The sequence below is a fragment of the Enterobacter sp. SENG-6 genome, from assembly GCF_001605945.1.
GTDB lineage: Bacteria > Pseudomonadota > Gammaproteobacteria > Enterobacterales > Enterobacteriaceae > Enterobacter > Enterobacter cloacae.
This window is the reverse complement of record NZ_LOMM01000021.1, coordinates 23,585-41,631: the sequence shown is the minus strand read 5'-3', so window position 1 is coordinate 41,631 and position 18,047 is coordinate 23,585. Positions and strand designations below refer to the sequence as shown.

12 protein-coding genes and 1 CRISPR repeat array are annotated in these 18,047 nt (G+C 54.2%); of the genes, 8 read left to right on the top strand and 4 right to left on the bottom strand.

The annotated features are described in order from the left end of the window. Nucleotides 1–88 precede the first annotated feature (88 nt). Entirely contained in the window at nt 89–988 is a 900-nt protein-coding gene (locus AX755_RS11475) for a lysine exporter LysO family protein (RefSeq protein WP_013097331.1), read from the bottom strand. A 157-nt stretch (nt 989–1,145) separates the two neighbouring features. Beyond that, the gene (gene aqpZ, locus AX755_RS11470) at nt 1,146–1,841 is read right to left on the bottom strand and encodes an aquaporin Z (RefSeq protein ID WP_013097330.1); all 696 of its coding nucleotides are present in this window, start codon (nt 1,839–1,841) and stop codon (nt 1,146–1,148) included. A 371-nt stretch (nt 1,842–2,212) separates the two neighbouring features. Here aqpZ and AX755_RS11465 point away from each other — a divergent pair, with 371 nt between their 5' ends. Then, entirely contained in the window at nt 2,213–3,871 is a 1,659-nt protein-coding gene (locus AX755_RS11465; protein WP_062856782.1) for an ATP-dependent endonuclease, read from the top strand. Here AX755_RS11465 and AX755_RS11460 read toward each other — a convergent pair. Beyond that, on the bottom strand, nt 3,868–4,824 hold the full coding sequence (locus tag AX755_RS11460; protein ID WP_062856781.1) for a VirK/YbjX family protein: 957 nt from the start codon (nt 4,822–4,824) through the stop codon (nt 3,868–3,870). The genes AX755_RS11465 and AX755_RS11460 overlap by 4 nt on opposite strands. A 159-nt stretch (nt 4,825–4,983) precedes the next feature. On the opposite strand from AX755_RS11460, the gene macA reads away from it, so the two are divergent. Together macA and macB are read left to right on the top strand one after the other, a co-directional pair. Continuing rightward, nucleotides 4,984–6,099 carry a macrolide transporter subunit MacA gene (macA, locus tag AX755_RS11455; protein WP_023622163.1) on the top strand — a complete coding sequence of 372 codons (1,116 nt, stop codon included), beginning with the start codon at nt 4,984–4,986 and terminating at the stop codon, nt 6,097–6,099. After that, a complete protein-coding gene (macB, locus tag AX755_RS11450; protein ID WP_062856780.1) occupies nt 6,096–8,036 on the top strand; it encodes a macrolide ABC transporter ATP-binding protein/permease MacB in 1,941 nt (646 codons plus the stop codon). The genes macA and macB overlap by 4 nt, the downstream gene beginning before the upstream one ends. A 70-nt stretch (nt 8,037–8,106) precedes the next feature. Here the strand turns inward: macB and cspD are convergent, their stop codons facing one another. Further along, nucleotides 8,107–8,328 carry a cold shock-like protein CspD gene (cspD, locus tag AX755_RS11445; RefSeq protein ID WP_008499993.1) on the bottom strand — a complete coding sequence of 74 codons (222 nt, stop codon included), beginning with the start codon at nt 8,326–8,328 and terminating at the stop codon, nt 8,107–8,109. 267 nt (nt 8,329–8,595) lie between these two features. Between cspD and clpS the strand changes: the two genes are divergently transcribed. From clpS to cas3f, 5 genes are all read left to right on the top strand, one after another. Beyond that, nucleotides 8,596–8,916: an ATP-dependent Clp protease adapter ClpS gene (gene clpS, locus AX755_RS11440; RefSeq protein ID WP_006174393.1), complete on the top strand. Its 321-nt coding sequence runs from the start codon at nt 8,596–8,598 to the stop codon at nt 8,914–8,916. 27 nt (nt 8,917–8,943) lie between these two features. Continuing rightward, on the top strand, nt 8,944–11,223 hold the full coding sequence (gene clpA, locus AX755_RS11435) for an ATP-dependent Clp protease ATP-binding subunit ClpA (protein ID WP_023622164.1): 2,280 nt from the start codon (nt 8,944–8,946) through the stop codon (nt 11,221–11,223). A 477-nt stretch (nt 11,224–11,700) separates the two neighbouring features. Next, on the top strand, nt 11,701–12,141 hold the full coding sequence (locus AX755_RS11430) for a hypothetical protein (protein ID WP_062856779.1): 441 nt from the start codon (nt 11,701–11,703) through the stop codon (nt 12,139–12,141). Between the two features lie 175 nt (nt 12,142–12,316). Beyond that, a CRISPR array of direct repeats spans nt 12,317–13,245; the repeat unit is 28 nt; unit sequence GTTCACTGCCGTACAGGCAGCTTAGAAA. Nucleotides 13,246–13,579: 334 nt separating this feature from the next. Then, nucleotides 13,580–14,557, top strand: coding sequence for a type I-F CRISPR-associated endonuclease Cas1f (gene cas1f, locus AX755_RS11425; RefSeq protein ID WP_062856778.1), 978 nt, complete (start codon nt 13,580–13,582; stop codon nt 14,555–14,557). Nucleotides 14,558–14,559: 2 nt separating this feature from the next. Next, nucleotides 14,560–17,784, top strand: coding sequence for a type I-F CRISPR-associated helicase Cas3f (gene cas3f / locus AX755_RS11420; protein WP_062856777.1), 3,225 nt, complete (start codon nt 14,560–14,562; stop codon nt 17,782–17,784). Nucleotides 17,785–18,047 lie beyond the last annotated feature (263 nt).

The following is an 18,047-nucleotide window of genomic DNA, read 5'->3' as shown; positions in this document are numbered from 1 at the left end:
GGGCGGTGAAAAGGGCTTTTTTTGACAAAGTAGAGGGAGATTGATTTAGCGCAATTTTGGCGGCAGGAACCCTACCGCCAGAGAGGTATCAGGCAGAGAAAAAGGCCATCAGAACAGGCACCAGCAGGCTCAGAATAAAGCCGTGTACGATGGCGGCGGGCACCATTTCCAGCCCGCCAGAGCGTTGTAATACCGGCAGGGTAAAGTCCATCGACGTCGCCCCGCTCAGACCCAGCGCGGTAGAGCGGCTGCGGCGAACCAGGCCCGGGATCAGCATGATGGCGATTAACTCACGCGCCAGGTCGTTAAAGAAGGCGGCGCTGCCAATAACAGGGCCAAACGACTCGGTTAGCAGAATACCGGAGAGGGAATACCAGCCAAATCCGGAGGCCATGGCCAGGCCGGTTTTGAGCGGCAGGTCGAGAATCAAGGCGTTAATGACGCCTGCTACCATTGAACTGGCGACCACAATAACGGCAACAATCATTCCCCGACGATTCAGGACAATCTGTTTCAGGGTCATGCCATTATTGCGTAGCTGGATACCAATAAGGAACAGCAGGAAGATCAGGGTATATTCGCTGGCTTCGGTGGCGTGCTGCAAAAAAGGCCATCCGGTGAGCCCAAGGACAAAACCGAGCACCACGACGCCGCACAGTTTTAATGATTCCAGCGCCATCGCAATTCGGGAAGGCAGTTTTTCCTGATGGTGATGGTTTTTCCACGGAATAGTGCGTTCAAGCCAGAATAAGGCGGCGATATTGCAGAGCAAAATAACCACAACAGTGACCGCAGAATAATGCAGGATGGAAAGCAGATTGGTCGCCAGGTTATCCAGAAAGGCCAGGCTAATCCCCATAAAGAACAGAATGACGTAAACAATCCAGCTGAGAAAACGGTTGATAAGCCGTAATGCCGATGCCTGATGCAGCGGGATAAGATAGCCCACAATCAGGGGCAGCAAAATAATGAGGAGTCCTGAGAACATGAACAACCGGTCCTTGTGAGTAGCTGTTGAGCGCCAGAGACACTACCCAATAAAGGCTGTTCAGTAAAGCGGCAAAAGAAAGCCGGGTGTCGGCTGCGCCTTACCCGGCCTGTTACCTTCACCCTGGCCCTCTCCCACAGGGAGAGGGAGGGAAAGATTAATCGCGTTTTTCCAGCAGGGTGCGATACAGCACGCCGCCCAGAATACCGCCGACGATCGGCATTACCCAGAACAGCCACAGCTGCTCAAGTGCCCAACCGCCCTGGAAGATGGCGACGGCGGTGCTGCGCGCCGGGTTCACCGAGGTGTTGGTCACCGGAATGGAGATCAGGTGAATAAGCGTCAGTGCCAGACCAATGGCGATAGGCGCGAAGCCCGCAGGGGCGTATTTGTCGGTCGCGCCGTGGATCACCAGCAGGAAGCCGGCGGTCAGTACAATTTCAATCACAATGGCAGAGAGCATAGAGTAGCCGCCAGGCGAGTGCTCACCGAAGCCGTTGGAAGCAAAACCGCTGGCTGCGGCGTCAAAGCCGGCTTTACCGCTGGCAATCACGTACAGCACCGCGGCAGCAATAATACCGCCCACAACCTGAGCGACAATATAGCCAATGACCTCTTTGGCCGGGAAGCGACCACCAGCCCATAAGCCTAATGTCACGGCCGGGTTAAAATGACCACCGGAAATATGTCCCACGGCGAAGGCCATGGTTAATACCGTTAAACCAAATGCCAGCGCGACGCCGACAAAACCAATGCCGAGTTCCGGAAATGCTGCTGCCAGAACGGCACTACCGCAGCCACCAAACACCAGCCAGAATGTACCAAAGCATTCTGCTGCTAATTTTCTGAACATAACCACCTCAATTAACTACCGCACGCTTTCCCGCGCGCGGGATATATCGCCATAAAGGGATGACGACTCAAAGAGCCATTATTTTAGAAACCAACAACACCCCTTCGCCACTTAAATAAATTCGGATAATTTGATTTAAGGCAATGTGATGTCAATCCTTGTTCAAACTGGAGGTGAATAGATCATAGTCCAATTTGCGGGCGATAGTTTGTGGTGCTATTGAGACTATTTCAAATGAAACCTTGCACGTAAATTCTGAATTTTTCGTGCTGAGACAAAATAATCAGGAGGCCTGACAGTGTTCTGCGCGGCATCCTCCCGCTATACTGCTGATAACTTAAAGGAAAAAGTGATCATTTCTCGGGGGATGTATGCTTCTCGAACGTGTGGAAATTGTCGGGTTTCGCGGTATAAACCGTCTGTCACTCCAGCTGGAGCAGAATAACGTCCTCATCGGCGAGAACGCCTGGGGTAAGTCCAGCCTGCTGGACGCGCTGACGCTGCTGCTTTCGCCCGAGGGCGATTTGTATCACTTCGTTCATGATGATTTCTGGTTTCCGCCCGGCGATGTCAACGGCCGTGAGAAGCATCTCCATATCATTCTGACGTTCCGCGAATCCGAGCCGGGGCGTCACCGGGTGCGTCGCTTCCGCCCGATGTCACCGTGCTGGGTTCAGAGCGACAATGGCTTCCACCGTATTTTTTATCGTCTGGAAGGCGAGATGTCAGAGAATGAAGGGGTGCTGACCCTGCGTGAATTTCTCGACCAGAAAGGCAACCCCATCCCGCTGGACAATATCGACGAGCTGGCCCGGCATCTGATTCGTTTGATGCCGGTGCTACGCTTGCGCGATGCGCGTTTTATGCGGCGTATCCGTAACGGTACCGTGCCGCATATGCCGGAAGTAGAAGTCACCGCCCGCGAGCTTGATTTCCTGGCACGCGAGCTGGTTTCGCGTCCGCAAAATCTCACCGATGGGCAAATCCGCCAGGGGCTCTCTGCCATGGTGCAACTGCTGGAGCACTATTTTTCCGAGCAGGGAACCTCGCAGTCGCGCCATCGTCTGATGCGCCGTCGATCCCATGATGAGCAACGAAGCTGGCGCTATCTCGATATTATTAACCGGATGATCGACCGGCCCGGCGGACGCACTCATCGGGTGATTTTGCTGGGGCTATTTTCCACCCTTCTGCAGGCCAAGGGAACCGTCCGTCTGGATCGCGATGCGCGTCCGCTGCTGCTGGTGGAAGATCCGGAAACACGTCTGCACCCCATCATGCTCTCCGTTGCCTGGCACCTGTTGAATCTGCTGCCGCTTCAGCGCATTACTACCACCAATTCCGGCGAGTTGTTGTCGCTGACGCCGGTCGAGTATGTTTGCCGCCTTGTGCGTGAATCATCGCGCGTTTCTGCTTACCGGCTGGGGCCGGGAGGGATGAATGCCGAGGATGGTCGCCGTATTGCGTTTCATATCCGCTTTAATCGCGCCTCGTCGCTTTTTGCCCGCTGCTGGCTTCTGGTGGAGGGGGAAACCGAGACCTGGGTCATCAACGAGCTGGCGCGCCAGTGCGGCCACCATTTTGATGCGGAGGGGATTAAGGTCATCGAGTTTGCGCAGTCAGGGTTAAAGCCGCTGATCAAATTCGCCCGGCGGATGGGCATAGAATGGCACGTGCTGGTCGACGGCGATGAGGCGGGTAAAAAATACGCATCCACCGTGCGCAGCCTGTTGAACGATGAGCGAGAAGAAGAGCGGGATCATTTAACCATGCTGCCCGCCATGGACATGGAGCACTTTATGTATCGCCAGGGGTTCGACGACGTGTTCCACAGGATAGCGATGGTGCCGGTTGATGTGCCGATGAACATGCGGCGCGTGATCGCCAAAGCGATCCACCGCTCTTCAAAACCGGATTTAGCCATTGAAGTGGCAACAGAAGCAGGGCGGAGAGGGATCGAATCGGTGCCTACGCTGCTGCGTAAAATGTTCTCCCGCGTCCTGTGGCTGGCACGCGGGAAAGCCGATTAACGACGGGTTGCCTGGGTGACCTGCTCCGTCAGGCTATCCAGCAGCTCATAGCGGCGGCGATATTCCGCGCGTTTTTTACTGGCAATCTCTTCCATGGACTTACGCGGCATGGCAAGCGGCAGTTCAAAGTTACCGTTATCCTGTTTGTGTCCGCCGAGGGAGATCCAGAAGCTGTCGTAATCCGCCAGCAGTTTCCCCTCTTTTTTCTTGCGATATCGCCAGCTGCGATAGATGTGGGTGGCATTACTCACCGCCACAATCTGCTCCACCGGAAAGGCGCTGCCGAGCGTCATGACAGCTTCAACCAGCAGTCGTTTCGGGAAAAGGCCATGGCACGCCTTGGTTGCCTTCTGGATCAGCTCATGCGGAACGTGGGCTTTCGCCCCCTGCAGACCGCCGATAAAGAGTGTGCTTTTGCCTTCAAACGGGCACAGCGTAAACGTTATTTCCGCCAGCACGGTATCCTGATGGTCACTGAAAAAGAGGGTAGCTTCTCCCTCTTTATCCAGGAACGCATCGGCGCACAACCGAACGGTAAACTGCTGTTCATCCTTACCGGTTAAGGTCAGGAGCGTCACGCCCTGCTTAGAAAGATAGCCTTTGAGCAGCGCGGCCGGCAGGTGGTCACTCATGGTCTGGTAGTGCCAGTTCAGGGCTTCCAGCGCATGCGGGCGATCCATATTCACGGTCAGCCAAGGGCGATGCAGGCGACAGGGCAGGCCAGGCTGGACCTGCAGCATTTGCATCAAACGGGGCTGCTTTGCCAGGCTTGAGAGCAGACGTGCGGTGCTGAGCGGTGTGGCCAGCGTGCGAAGCGCAAACTTACGTCGATAGGCGGGATTTTGCCATGCCAGGCCCGGCATAATGGCGCCAGTGACCAGACTTTTAAACAGCTGCCAGCCGGATTTAGGCTGCGACAGAGTGGAATACGGTGTATCGACGATGGAAGACATGTGAGATCCTGCTTCTTATGGAATGGCGTTATTTCAGCAGGCCCTTTGTCAACGTTGTGTCAACAAATCCAGGCATTTCCTGAATTCAGGGGTTTCGTTGAGGAGTGGTTTAGATAGAATCGACGTTGATGTAAGCCAGAATAATTATTTGGAATATTTATGAACCTTAAGGGAAAACGCAGAAAGTGGTTTCTGCTGCTGGCGATAGTGGTGATAGCGGCCGGATACTGGTTATGGCAAGTGCTCAACGCGCCGGTTCCGCAGTATCAAACGCTGATCGTCCGTCCGGGTGAATTGCAGCAAAACGTGCTGGCGACCGGCAAACTTGATGCGCTGCGCAAGGTTGACGTGGGCGCACAGGTTAGCGGGCAGTTAAAAACGCTGTCCGTTGAGATTGGCGATAAGGTGAAAAAGGGGCAGCTGCTCGGCGTTATCGACCCGGAACAGGCTGAAAACCAGATCCGGGAAGTGGAAGCCACGCTGATGGAGCTGCGCGCGCAGCGTGCGCAGGCGCTGGCGGAACGTAATCTTGCCCAGGTGACCCTGACGCGTCAGCAGGCGCTGGCCAAAACGCAGGCGATCTCGAAACAGGATCTCGACACGGCCGCCACCGAACTGGCGGTGAAACAGGCGCAGATTGGCACCATTGACGCGCAAATCAAGCGCAACCAGGCCTCGCTGGATACGGCGAAAACCAACCTCGATTATACGAAGATTGTGGCGCCCATGGCCGGGGAAGTGACCCAGATCACCACGCTTCAGGGTCAGACGGTGATTGCCGCCCAACAGGCGCCGAACATTCTGACGCTGGCGGACATGAGCACTATGCTGGTGAAAGCGCAGGTTTCCGAGGCGGATGTTATCCATCTTAAGCCGGGGCAGAACGCCTGGTTTACCGTACTGGGCGATCCGCAGACGCGCTATGAAGGCGTGCTGAAGGACATTCTGCCTACGCCGGAAAAAGTGAACGATGCGATCTTCTACTATGCCCGTTTTGAAGTCCCCAACCCGCAGGGCGTGCTGCGTCTGGATATGACCGCGCAGGTCCATATTCAGTTGACCGGCGTAAAAAACGTGCTGACCGTTCCGCTCTCTGCGCTGGGGGAATCCGCCGGGGATAACCGTTATAAGGTGAAGGTGCTACGCAACGGCGAAACGCGCGAGCGTGAAGTGGTGATTGGCGCACGCAACGATACTGACGTGGTGGTGGTGAAAGGGCTGGAAGAGGGTGACGAGGTAGTCACCAGCGAAACCCTGCCCGGAGCGGCGAAATGACGGCGTTGCTTGAGCTGACTGATATTCGTCGCAGCTATCCGTCGGGCGATGGTCCGGTGGAGGTGCTGAAGGGCATCTCCCTGCGCGTGGAAGCGGGCGAGATGGTGGCGATTGTTGGCGCGTCGGGTTCCGGTAAATCGACGCTGATGAACATTCTTGGCTGTCTGGATAAACCGACCAGCGGTACCTACCGCGTGGCCGGAACGGACGTTTCCACTCTGGACGGCGACGCGCTGGCAAAGCTGCGTCGGGAACACTTCGGCTTTATCTTTCAGCGTTACCATCTGCTCTCTCACCTGAGTGCGGCGCAGAACGTGGAGGTCCCGGCGGTCTATGCAGGTGTGGAGCGCAAGAAACGCCTTGCGCGGGCGCAGACGCTGTTAACGCGTCTTGGCCTGGCGGAGCGGGTAGATTATCAGCCTTCGCAGCTTTCTGGCGGTCAGCAGCAGCGTGTGAGTATTGCCCGTGCGCTGATGAACGGCGGGCAGGTGATCCTGGCCGATGAACCCACCGGAGCGCTCGACAGCCATTCCGGTGAAGAGGTGATGGCGATCCTCCATCAGCTTCGCGATCAGGGGCACACGGTCATTATCGTGACTCACGATCCGCAGGTGGCGGCGCAGGCTGAGCGCATTATCGAGATCCACGACGGCGAGCTGGTGAGCAACCCGCCGCCGCGTGCGTCCAGAGCGGCCGCGCCAAAAGAAGCCTTGCCTGCTGCAACCGGCTGGGGACAGTTTTCCAGCGGTTTTCGCGAGGCGCTGACCATGGCCTGGCTGGCGATGGCGGCCAATAAAATGCGCACCCTGCTGACCATGCTTGGGATCATCATCGGTATTGCATCGGTGGTGTCGATTGTGGTGGTGGGCGATGCAGCCAAACAGCTGGTGCTGGCGGATATCCGCGCTATCGGGACCAACACCATTGACGTCTATCCCGGGAAAGACTTTGGTGATGACGAACCGCAGTATCAGCAGGCGTTGAAATACGACGACCTGGCGGCCATTCAGAAACAGCCGTGGGTCAATTCGGCGACGCCTGCCGTGTCGCAAAACCTTCGCCTGCGCGTGGGTAACGTGGACGTTGCCGCCAGCGCGAACGGCGTCAGCGGAGATTATTTTAACGTCTACGGCATGACCTTCAGCGAAGGGGCGACCTTCAACGCCGAACAGCTGGCGGGCAGGGCGCAGGTGGTGGTACTGGACGCGAACTCGCGCAGACAGCTCTTCCCCAATAAAACCAACGTCGTGGGCGAAGTGATCCTCGTAGGGAACATGCCAGCCACCGTGATTGGCGTGGCGGAAGAGAAGCAGTCCATGTTTGGCAGCAGCAAGATCCTGCGGGTCTGGCTACCGTACAGCACCATTTCCGGGCGGATTATGGGGCAGTCGTGGCTGAACTCCATCACCGTGCGCGTGAAGGAGGGTTATGACAGCGCGCTGGCCGAACAGCAGCTTGAGCGGCTGTTAACCCTGCGTCACGGGAAGAAGGATTTCTTCACCTGGAATATGGACGGCCTCTTGAAAACGGCGGAAAAGACCACACGTACTCTTCAGCTGTTCCTCACGCTGGTGGCGGTGATTTCGCTGGTCGTTGGCGGTATCGGGGTAATGAATATCATGCTGGTCTCGGTGACGGAACGTACCCGGGAAATTGGTATTCGCATGGCGGTTGGGGCCAGAGCCAGCGACGTGCTGCAGCAATTTTTGATTGAAGCGGTGCTGGTGTGTCTGGTGGGCGGCGCCATGGGGATTGCGCTGTCGATGATGATCGCCTTTGCCCTGCAGATTTTCTTACCCGGCTGGGAGATTGGGTTTTCACCGGTGGCCATTCTTACCGCATTTTTATGCTCGACCTTTACCGGCATCTTGTTTGGCTGGCTGCCGGCCCGCAACGCGGCGCGGCTGGATCCGGTGGATGCGCTGGCTCGGGAATAACCCGAAAATAAAAATGCCAGCCGATCGGGCTGGCATTTTGACTGCGGGATGTACACAATAAAACAGAGAGCTAAGCAACCGTTTCTGCTTCAATCGGTACAATAAGGCTTGCGTGATTGCCTTTGGGTCCCTGATGTACATCGAACCGGACGGACTGCCCGGCTTTGAGCGTTCTGTAACCATCCATCTGAATGGTGGAATAGTGAGCGAATATATCCTCGCCGCCGCCTTCGGGGCAGATGAAGCCAAACCCTTTGGCGTTGTTGAACCACTTAACAGTACCCATTTCCATGCTTCGACATCCTTCGTAAATCTTATAAGTTAAGATGGAATGAACCGGTGGTGGAGTGGGGGCTGTTCAAAACCTCGCCATCTCACGCTTGTACAATTTAGAGAATCGAAAGACATCGTCAAGCGTTTGGCGCTGGAGATGGGACAATAATCAACCAAAGTTTGAAGCAGTTAACGCTATTGCAACAGTTTGTGACAGACATCGCGGATGACAGTAATAGATGATTGTTATCTAACATCTGAGGTAGATTCAAAGTGGTTATGCAAAATGGGTAAGACCAACGACTGGCTGGATTTTGACCAGCTGGCGGAAGACAAAGTGCGTGACGCGCTAAAACCGCCATCTATGTATAAAGTTATGTTAATGAACGATGATTACACGCCGATGGAATTTGTTATTGACGTGCTACAAAAGTTCTTTTCTTATGATGTAGAACGTGCAACGCAACTGATGCTTACCGTTCATTATCGTGGCAAAGCTATCTGCGGCATCTTTACCGCCGAGGTGGCAGAAACCAAAGTGGCGATGGTGAACGACTATGCGAGGGAGAACGAGCATCCGTTGCTGTGTACGCTGGAAAAGGCCTGATAAGGCATAAAATTGGGGGAGGTGCCTATGCTCAATCAAGAACTGGAACTCAGTTTAAATATGGCTTTCGCCAGAGCGCGTGAGCACCGACATGAGTTTATGACCGTCGAGCATTTACTGCTCGCACTGCTTAGCAACCCATCTGCCCGCGAAGCGCTGGAAGCCTGCTCCGTGGATCTGGTGGCGCTACGTCAGGAACTCGAAGCCTTCATCGAACAAACGACACCGGTGCTGCCAGCCAGTGAAGAAGAGCGCGACACACAGCCGACGCTCAGCTTCCAGCGTGTGCTGCAGCGCGCGGTATTCCACGTCCAGTCTTCCGGACGTAGCGAAGTGACGGGCGCAAACGTCCTGGTCGCCATCTTCAGCGAGCAGGAGTCGCAGGCGGCCTACCTGCTGCGCAAACACGAAGTCAGCCGACTCGATGTGGTTAACTTTATTTCCCACGGCACGCGCAAAGACGAGCCTAACCAGGCATCGGATCCCAGCAATCAGGTCAATAACAATGAAGAGCAAGCAGGCGGGGAGGATCGTATGGAAAACTTCACCACCAACCTTAATCAGCTTGCTCGCGTTGGCGGTATCGACCCGCTGATTGGTCGCGATAAAGAGCTGGAGCGCGCGATTCAGGTGCTGTGCCGTCGCCGCAAAAATAACCCGCTGCTGGTGGGGGAATCGGGCGTGGGTAAAACCGCGATTGCCGAGGGGCTCGCCTGGCGCATTGTGCAGGGCGACGTACCGGAAGTGATTGCCGATTGCACTATCTATTCGCTGGATATCGGCTCTTTGCTGGCGGGCACCAAATACCGTGGTGATTTTGAAAAACGCTTCAAGGCGCTGCTAAAACAGCTGGAGCAGGATACCAACAGCATTCTGTTTATCGATGAAATACATACCATCATCGGTGCGGGTGCCGCTTCGGGTGGGCAGGTGGACGCCGCTAACCTGATCAAACCGCTGCTCTCCAGCGGCAAGATCCGGGTGATTGGCTCGACCACATACCAGGAGTTCAGCAACATCTTTGAGAAGGATCGTGCCCTGGCACGTCGCTTCCAGAAAATCGATGTCACTGAACCGTCCGTCGAGGAAACGGTGCAGATCATCAACGGCCTGAAACCGAAGTATGAAGCGCACCATGACGTGCGTTACACCGCGAAAGCGGTGCGTGCGGCGGTGGAGCTGGCGGTGAAATACATCAACGATCGTCATCTGCCGGATAAGGCGATTGACGTGATTGACGAGGCAGGGGCGCGTGCGCGTCTGATGCCAGCCAGCAAGCGTAAGAAAACCGTCAACGTGGCGGATATTGAGTCCGTAGTGGCTCGTATCGCGCGCATTCCTGAGAAGAGCGTTTCTCAGAGCGATCGCGACACGCTGCGTACCCTTGGCAATCGTCTGAAGATGCTGGTCTTTGGTCAGGATAAAGCCATTGAGGCCTTAACCGAAGCGATCAAGATGGCCCGTGCCGGACTTGGGCATGAGCATAAGCCTGTCGGTTCGTTCCTGTTCGCCGGTCCAACCGGTGTCGGGAAAACCGAAGTAACGGTGCAGCTCTCCAAAGCGCTGGGCATTGAACTGTTGCGCTTTGATATGTCCGAGTATATGGAGCGTCACACCGTCAGCCGCTTGATTGGTGCGCCTCCGGGATACGTGGGCTTTGACCAGGGCGGTCTGCTCACCGACGCGGTGATCAAGCATCCACATGCGGTACTGCTGCTCGATGAAATCGAGAAAGCGCACCCGGACGTGTTCAACATCCTGCTGCAGGTGATGGACAACGGGACGCTGACCGACAACAACGGGCGCAAGGCGGACTTCCGTAACGTGGTGCTGGTGATGACCACCAACGCCGGGGTACGTGAAACCGAGCGTAAATCCATCGGCCTGATCCACCAGGATAACAGCACCGATGCGATGGAAGAGATCAAGAAGATCTTCACGCCGGAGTTCCGCAACCGTCTGGACAATATTATCTGGTTCGATCACCTGTCTACCGAGGTGATCCATCAGGTGGTGGACAAGTTCATTGTCGAGCTGCAGGTTCAGCTGGATCAGAAAGGCGTGTCTTTGGAAGTGAGCCAGGAGGCCCGCAACTGGCTGGCTGAGAAAGGCTACGACCGTGCGATGGGTGCCCGTCCGATGGCGCGTGTGATTCAGGATAACCTGAAGAAACCGCTGGCGAACGAACTGCTGTTTGGCTCGCTGGTGGACGGCGGCCAGGTGACAGTGGCGCTGGATCAGGCGAAGAACGAACTGACGTACGATTTCCAGAGTGCGGCGAAGCACAAGCCGGAAGCGGCTCACTGATTTCTTACGTAGGTCTAAAAACCGGGCAATAGCCCGGTTTTTTTATGCCTGCTTTTCTCCCTCTCCCAGTGGGAGAGAGGCGGGGTGAGGGCAACAGGGTTGTCGTTTTTAGTGTTTTCTCCCTCTCCCTGTGGGAGAGGGCTGGGGTGAGGGCATCATGCCGCAGAGGAATTTTGCGAGGCGCTTTCCAGATTCTTTCGAAGTCAGCTGCTGGATAAATCCACAGTAATAAAATGGCGGCGCACCTGCAAAATCAGGTGTCAGGATTGGCGTCCTGAAAGTGTGTGAGCAGCAGTGATGCTGCAGGCTTCGTTCGCCCTATGGAAAGGGGTATAATTTGCATCTGGCGGGCGAATCGGAAGCTTCTTTTGAAGCGCCAGTAGCACACACACTGGTACGCCAATTCCTTTTCGTCCGCCGCCAGCGAATTGGCGTTTCCTGCGGTGGTAAATTCAAAGTGTGTGAAGGAATTACCCAATGAATACAGAAAACAATTTCGCCCATTTATACAGTGAACTCTCCCTCAGCCCCGATCTCCCAACCCTCGCCAAACGCTGCACACTGCTCACCGAAATCCTCCTCGACTGCAAGTCACTCCCACAAACGCAGCCCGTATGCCGCTGTCTCGGAGCATATCTGGAGGAAGTGAAAACCGGCCTCACAGAATCAATGCGTGATTTTCAGGTAGTGGAATTTGAGGACGACGCGGAGCAACCGCGACAAAAAGAGTGGTTGCTGGAGGATACCGAAACGAAATGCGACTACTGCCGGGCGTTAAACCATGTGTTGCTGGTGTCGCATGTTGACCGCGATATGTTGCCGCACCTGACGGGGCTGCTCCATGACATTACGCATTCAATGGCGGCAGATGTCTTTGCACCTCAACCTTCAGAAAAGATAATGCACATTATTTCCTGAGTGCGATCTGAGGCATCGGGGAAGCTCCTCTGACGCCAATGGTTTAACCCTTTTTTTGATGTGCACGTAACTCATTGATTTATATGGTTTGGATTTACGTTTCTGAAAAAAGGGTTTTATGCGCAAAAGTTGATTATTTTCTTTTCTAACAATAAGATGGCGTTGTTTCCTCTCAGTTCACTGCCGTACAGGCAGCTTAGAAATATTGCGGCCTCTAACGCGCTCTGAGAGACATGTTCACTGCCGTACAGGCAGCTTAGAAAACAGAGAGCGCCAAAGATGCGCCGATTACGCAAGTTCACTGCCGTACAGGCAGCTTAGAAATGCAACGCAGCTTAGGCGTTCCTGGAAAATTCGTTCACTGCCGTACAGGCAGCTTAGAAAGAGCAGAAAGGGTTCACTCGCGAAGAGTACGAGTTCACTGCCGTACAGGCAGCTTAGAAATCCTGGAGTTCGTCGTCAAAACTGGCCGCCTTGTTCACTGCCGTACAGGCAGCTTAGAAATGCTATGCCGGACATGTATTGTTGGTGGTCCCGTTCACTGCCGTACAGGCAGCTTAGAAAAAGGACAAGCGCCGCGCAGCCGCTGAGAAGGCGTTCACTGCCGTACAGGCAGCTTAGAAAAGCCCGCGCAGCAGGTTCACTGATGCTTTCCAGTTCACTGCCGTACAGGCAGCTTAGAAAAGAACCTTCACCAGTGGAGCAACCTATTCTCAGTTCACTGCCGTACAGGCAGCTTAGAAATCAACGGTAACACTGAGGTAACGAATTATGCAGTTCACTGCCGTACAGGCAGCTTAGAAAGATCAGCGCCAGCACGATAATAATCATGATGAGTTCACTGCCGTACAGGCAGCTTAGAAATTTAGCCCCAGTAGTACGTGGTGAAGGTTATAATTCACTGCCGTACAGGCAGCTTAGAAACAGAACACAACCGGCTCATAGAAGCGTTTGCCGTTCACTGCCGTACAGGCAGCTTAGAAAAGATAAACTTGTCGGCGGGCACAGCACCGTCGGTTCACTGCCGTACAGGCAGCTTAGAAAGGGCAAAGACAGCTGCGCTAGCTCTGTGCGGAGTTCACTGCTGTGCAAGTAGCTTAGAAAAATGAACAACATCGACAAACAGGCGCTACACGGTTCACTGCCGCACAGGCAGTACAATTGAAACCAATCCTCTGAAAGATTCATCCCAGCTATTTTAAAGTTAATACTATCAACCCCACACTCTCTATTTTTTACAATAAATAAAAAATAATTCACGAACAAATTATATTCTGGTGAATATATTATTCGTAAAAATAATATTTCAAGGCAAAAAATTAATTCTTCGCTAAATTATCACTGCAATTACTATTCATTTGATACCCATCACATTTGTTTTCATCTTATCTACGATAACATGTCGTGTATTCAATGTATTGAAATAAAAGCCCTTGCCATGCCCGTCAACAGCATCACTCCAACAGACTTAAAAACTATTCTTCATTCTAAGCGCGCCAATATTTATTACCTGGAAAAATGTCGTATTCAGGTGAATGGTGGGCGCGTTGAATATGTCACTCAGGAAGGCAAAGAATCGTTTTACTGGAATATTCCCATCGCCAATACCACGGCAGTGATGCTGGGTATGGGAACATCCGTTACGCAAATGGCAATGCGGGAGTTCGCGCGAGCAGGCGTGATGGTTGGTTTTTGTGGAACGGACGGCACGCCGCTTTATTCCGCGAACGAGGTGGATATTGACGTCTCATGGCTCAGCCCGCAAAGCGAATATCGTCCCACGGCATATTTACAAAACTGGGTCTCATTCTGGTTTGATGAAGAGAAACGTCTGCAGGCGGCAAAGCAGTTTCAGTTTATTCGTTTACAGCAAATCGAAAAACAGTGGGCAGGGCTGCGGATGCAGCGAGAAACGTCATTTCAGCCCGATCTGGACGCGCTGGAAACTATTCTGGAGCGTACAAGGCAGGGTATGGAAAACGCGCAGGATCATACGTCGCTGATGCTCCAGGAAGCACAGCTCACAAAATCGCTCTACAAACTGGTAAGCCAGACGGTGGGCTATGGCTGTTTTACCCGCGCCAAACGGGGCGGCGGTGCGGATATGGCAAATCGGTTTCTCGATCAGGGTAACTATCTGGCCTACGGCCTGGCTGCGGTAGCGGCCTGGGTAACGGGGATCCCTCACGGTCTGGCTGTTATGCACGGTAAAACTCGTCGCGGTGGGCTGGTTTTTGATATTGCCGATTTAATAAAAGATGCCCTCGTTATGCCGCAGGCATTTATTGCGGCTATGGAAGGTGAGGATAATCAACAGTTTCGTCAGCGCTGCATTAACGCGTTTCAGCAGTCCGATGCGCTGGATGTGATGATTACCACGTTGCAGGAGACATCGCAGGCACTGGCGGGACACTAGTCATGAATGTACTGATCATTTCTCGCTGCACAAAAAATGCAAGGGACGAAAGTTGTCGGATTATCGATCAGTTCGCTGAGCGTACGGGTGACGCGGCGTGGCAGACGACGATGACTATGGAAGGCGCTATTACGCTGCGCAAGCTGCTGCGTAAAACGGCACGTCGTAACACCGCCGTGGCCTGCCACTGGCTGAAAAAAAACGGTCAAAGTGAACTGTTGTGGATTGTCGGGAATTTGCGTCGCTTTAACGCGCAAGGGCGCGTGCCAACAAACCGCACAACCCTGCAAATTATCCGGAACGACAGTGAACACCGCTGGCACAGCGCGGAAAGCATCGCCTTGCTGGCAGCGATTGCCGGGCTGTTTCATGATTTTGGTAAAGCGGGGATGTGCTTCCAGCAGACGCTTAAGGGGGAAAGTAAGCACATTTGCCAGCCGTATCGTCATGAGTGGATCTCGGTTCGTCTGTTCGAGGCGTTTGTAGGAAAACAAACCGATGAACAGTGGCTGGCATCCCTCACTCAGCTAAAAGCCGCTGACGAAAAGGCCATGTTGAAAGCGTTGAAGATGGACACAGACAAGAACTGCAGCCTTTTGGGGGAGCTCCCGCCTCTGGCTAAAGTGGTGGTATGGCTGATTTTGTCGCATCACCGTTTGCCGCAGTCATATTCGACACGTCCACAGATGATCTACTGCGAAGGCTGGTTTGAGAAACAGCTGAACGCAGACTGGAACTCGCTTAATCATAAATCTACCGAAAAACATCAGTGGAAAGAGCGTGATTTTAAAAATGTCTGGAAATTCCCCTACGGTACGCCGCTAAAAAGTAAAACCTGGCGCGAGAAGGCCCGACAGATTGGTAAACGTATCCGGAATCTGCCTGCGCTGCTTCACGCGGGAACGATGGATAATATCTTCACCCTCCATCTCGCCCGCCTGTCGCTAATGCTGGCCGATCACGTTTACTCCTCTCAACCAGCTTATTCCGGATGGCAGGATGATGCCATACAGGCGTGGGCTAACACTCACCACGGAACCGAACTTAACCAAAAACTTGATGAGCACAATGTTGGTGTCGCCCATCATGCGCTGTTGATGGGGCGCTCTCTTCCGGCGTTGCGACGCTCATTACCCGCCATCGCCCGGCATAAAACGTTTCGGGAAAGGGCGAAAGAAGAGCGTTTTCACTGGCAAAACAAGGCGTGGGACGTTGCCTCTTCTCTACGCGAGAAGAGTGCTGAGCAGGGCTTTTTCGGCATCAATATGGCCTCGACCGGATGCGGTAAAACCTTTGCCAATGCCCGAATTATGTACGCTCTGGCAGATGAGCAGGCAGGGTGTCGTTTCAGCGTGGCGCTGGGGTTACGCACGCTGACGCTGCAGACGGGTCAGGCTTTGCAGTCGCGCCTGAGGCTGGATGACGACACGCTGGCCGTGGTGACCGGTGCCGCCGCAGTGAAGGAGCTCTATCAGGGGAATGACGCCGAAGATACCCGCAGTGCCAGCGACGAAACGTTCTTCGCCAGCCATCACTACGTGCATTACGAAGGGGCTACCAGTAGCGGGATCGCTCAGCAGTGGCTGGCGAAAGAACCGGCGCTCAATCGCCTGGTCAGTGCTCCGGTGCTGGTGACAACCCTCGATCACCTGATGCCTGCAACGGAAGGGGTGCGCGGTGGCAAGCAGATCCCCGCTATGCTGCGCCTGCTGACCAGCGATCTGGTGCTTGATGAGCCTGATGATTTTGACGTTGATGATTTACATGCCCTTTGTCGGCTGGTGAACTGGGCGGGAATGCTCGGCTCCCGCGTGCTGCTTTCCTCCGCAACGCTGCCCCCTGCATTAACGGAAGCGCTGTTTGAAGCCTATCGGGAAGGGCGGAGAGTCTGGCAGGCCGCGTGCGGTCAGTCGGACAGACCGATGAGTATCTGCTGCGCCTGGTTTGATGAATATGGCGCGCAGCCGCAGGATGTGGCCGACGATGCTCAATTCCGTAAGGTGCATGGCGATTTTGTCAGGCAGCGGATTAAACGTCTGCCAAAGCAGCCCCAGCTTCGCCTGGGGAAACTGGCCGTCGTGAAGCCTCACTCGTCCTGTACTGCCGACGTTGTCTCTGCGCTGGCGCAGACGTTGCACGAGCAAACAATCGCGCTGCACGATCATCATCACAGCACGCATAAAAGTGGCAAAACCGTGTCATTTGGTCTGGTGAGGATGGCGAACATCAACCCGCTGGTTGCCGTCGCGCAGGCGCTGATGGCATTACCTTCTCCGGACAATTACCGCATTCATTATTGCGTGTATCACAGCCAGCACCCGCTGGCGGTGCGTGCGGCGATTGAAAAACGCCTCGATGCCGCGTTCACACGGCACAAACCGGCGCTGGTCTGGCAGTTGCCGGAAGTTGAGCAGGCACTGACGTCACCGGAACCGCACCATCTTTTTGTCGTGCTCGGCACATCCGTTCTGGAGGTTGGGCGCGATTTTGATGCCGACTGGGGAATTATTGAGCCGAGTTCGATGCGTTCTCTTATACAGTTTGCGGGGCGTATTCAGCGCCATCGCCAGATCGTTCCGGATACTGAAAACCTGGTGATTCTGGAACGCAACGTACGCGCGCTCCGTGGAGAAAAGGTGGCTTATTGTAAGCCAGGATTTGAAACCGAACACCATCTTCTGCCTCAACACGATCTCCATGAGCTGCTCAGTGAAGAGGGCTATCGCACACTAAATGCACTACCGCGCATCGTTGAAAATCTGCCCGGCAATGCGCTGGCGACGCTGGAGCATGCCCGGTTGCGCGCCGCGCTGCTGGACGGCGGCGATAAATCAGATGTGGTGGCCGCGTCGTGGTGGCGGCGGCCGCTAACGTGGAACGGTGAATTGCAGCGGCGAACGCCGTTTCGCCGTGCTTCACCACAGGAAACTTTCTTTTTGAGTATGGAAGAGGAAGGCGATGAACCAGAGTTTTGCCTGATGCAGGAAAACGGGGTGTTAAAACCTGCGGGAGGATTTTGCGAACAGGCGTTATCCATGGCAGACGGCGTAGAGCCGTGGATAGCAATTGATTATGCCGAGATATTACAGGCGCTGGCCGAGACCAAGCAAATGGAGTTGGCCGCGGTGTCGCGCCGGTATGGCGAAATAACGTTAAGAGTCAGCAGGGAGGAGGAGACGGAACAATGGCTGTATCACTCAATGTTAGGTGTATTTCGCGCCCTCTAACGCGGGCGCAAGCTGCTTGTTCAGCAGTATAAAATAAATGATAAGAGCCTCATATATTTCTAAGCTGTCTAGGCGACAGTAGGTGAGCATTATATTTATTTAAGTTTTTTTGGCAAGAGTATGTCGCTATAAAGATAAAAACCTAATATAGGTGTGGATGAACGTTTTGAAATGGAGTACTTTATTTTTTACTCAGATAAAGGAATGTTTCACTGCGATGATTGTTATTAGGCTTTTATTTTTCTTGGTTATGATTCTGTTTT

Coding starts and splice junctions, on each gene's coding strand:
- macB (WP_062856780.1), top strand. CDS start 6,096: ATGACGGCGTTGCTTGAGCTGACTGATATTCGTCGCAGCTATCCGTCG.
- cas3f (WP_062856777.1), top strand. CDS start 14,560: ATGAATGTACTGATCATTTCTCGCTGCACAAAAAATGCAAGGGACGAA.
- AX755_RS11465 (WP_062856782.1), top strand. CDS start 2,213: ATGCTTCTCGAACGTGTGGAAATTGTCGGGTTTCGCGGTATAAACCGT.
- cas1f (WP_062856778.1), top strand. CDS start 13,580: ATGCCCGTCAACAGCATCACTCCAACAGACTTAAAAACTATTCTTCAT.
- aqpZ (WP_013097330.1), bottom strand. CDS start 1,841: ATGTTCAGAAAATTAGCAGCAGAATGCTTTGGTACATTCTGGCTGGTG.
- macA (WP_023622163.1), top strand. CDS start 4,984: ATGAACCTTAAGGGAAAACGCAGAAAGTGGTTTCTGCTGCTGGCGATA.
- cspD (WP_008499993.1), bottom strand. CDS start 8,328: ATGGAAATGGGTACTGTTAAGTGGTTCAACAACGCCAAAGGGTTTGGC.
- AX755_RS11430 (WP_062856779.1), top strand. CDS start 11,701: ATGAATACAGAAAACAATTTCGCCCATTTATACAGTGAACTCTCCCTC.
- clpA (WP_023622164.1), top strand. CDS start 8,944: ATGCTCAATCAAGAACTGGAACTCAGTTTAAATATGGCTTTCGCCAGA.
- AX755_RS11475 (WP_013097331.1), bottom strand. CDS start 988: ATGTTCTCAGGACTCCTCATTATTTTGCTGCCCCTGATTGTGGGCTAT.
- AX755_RS11460 (WP_062856781.1), bottom strand. CDS start 4,824: ATGTCTTCCATCGTCGATACACCGTATTCCACTCTGTCGCAGCCTAAA.
- clpS (WP_006174393.1), top strand. CDS start 8,596: ATGGGTAAGACCAACGACTGGCTGGATTTTGACCAGCTGGCGGAAGAC.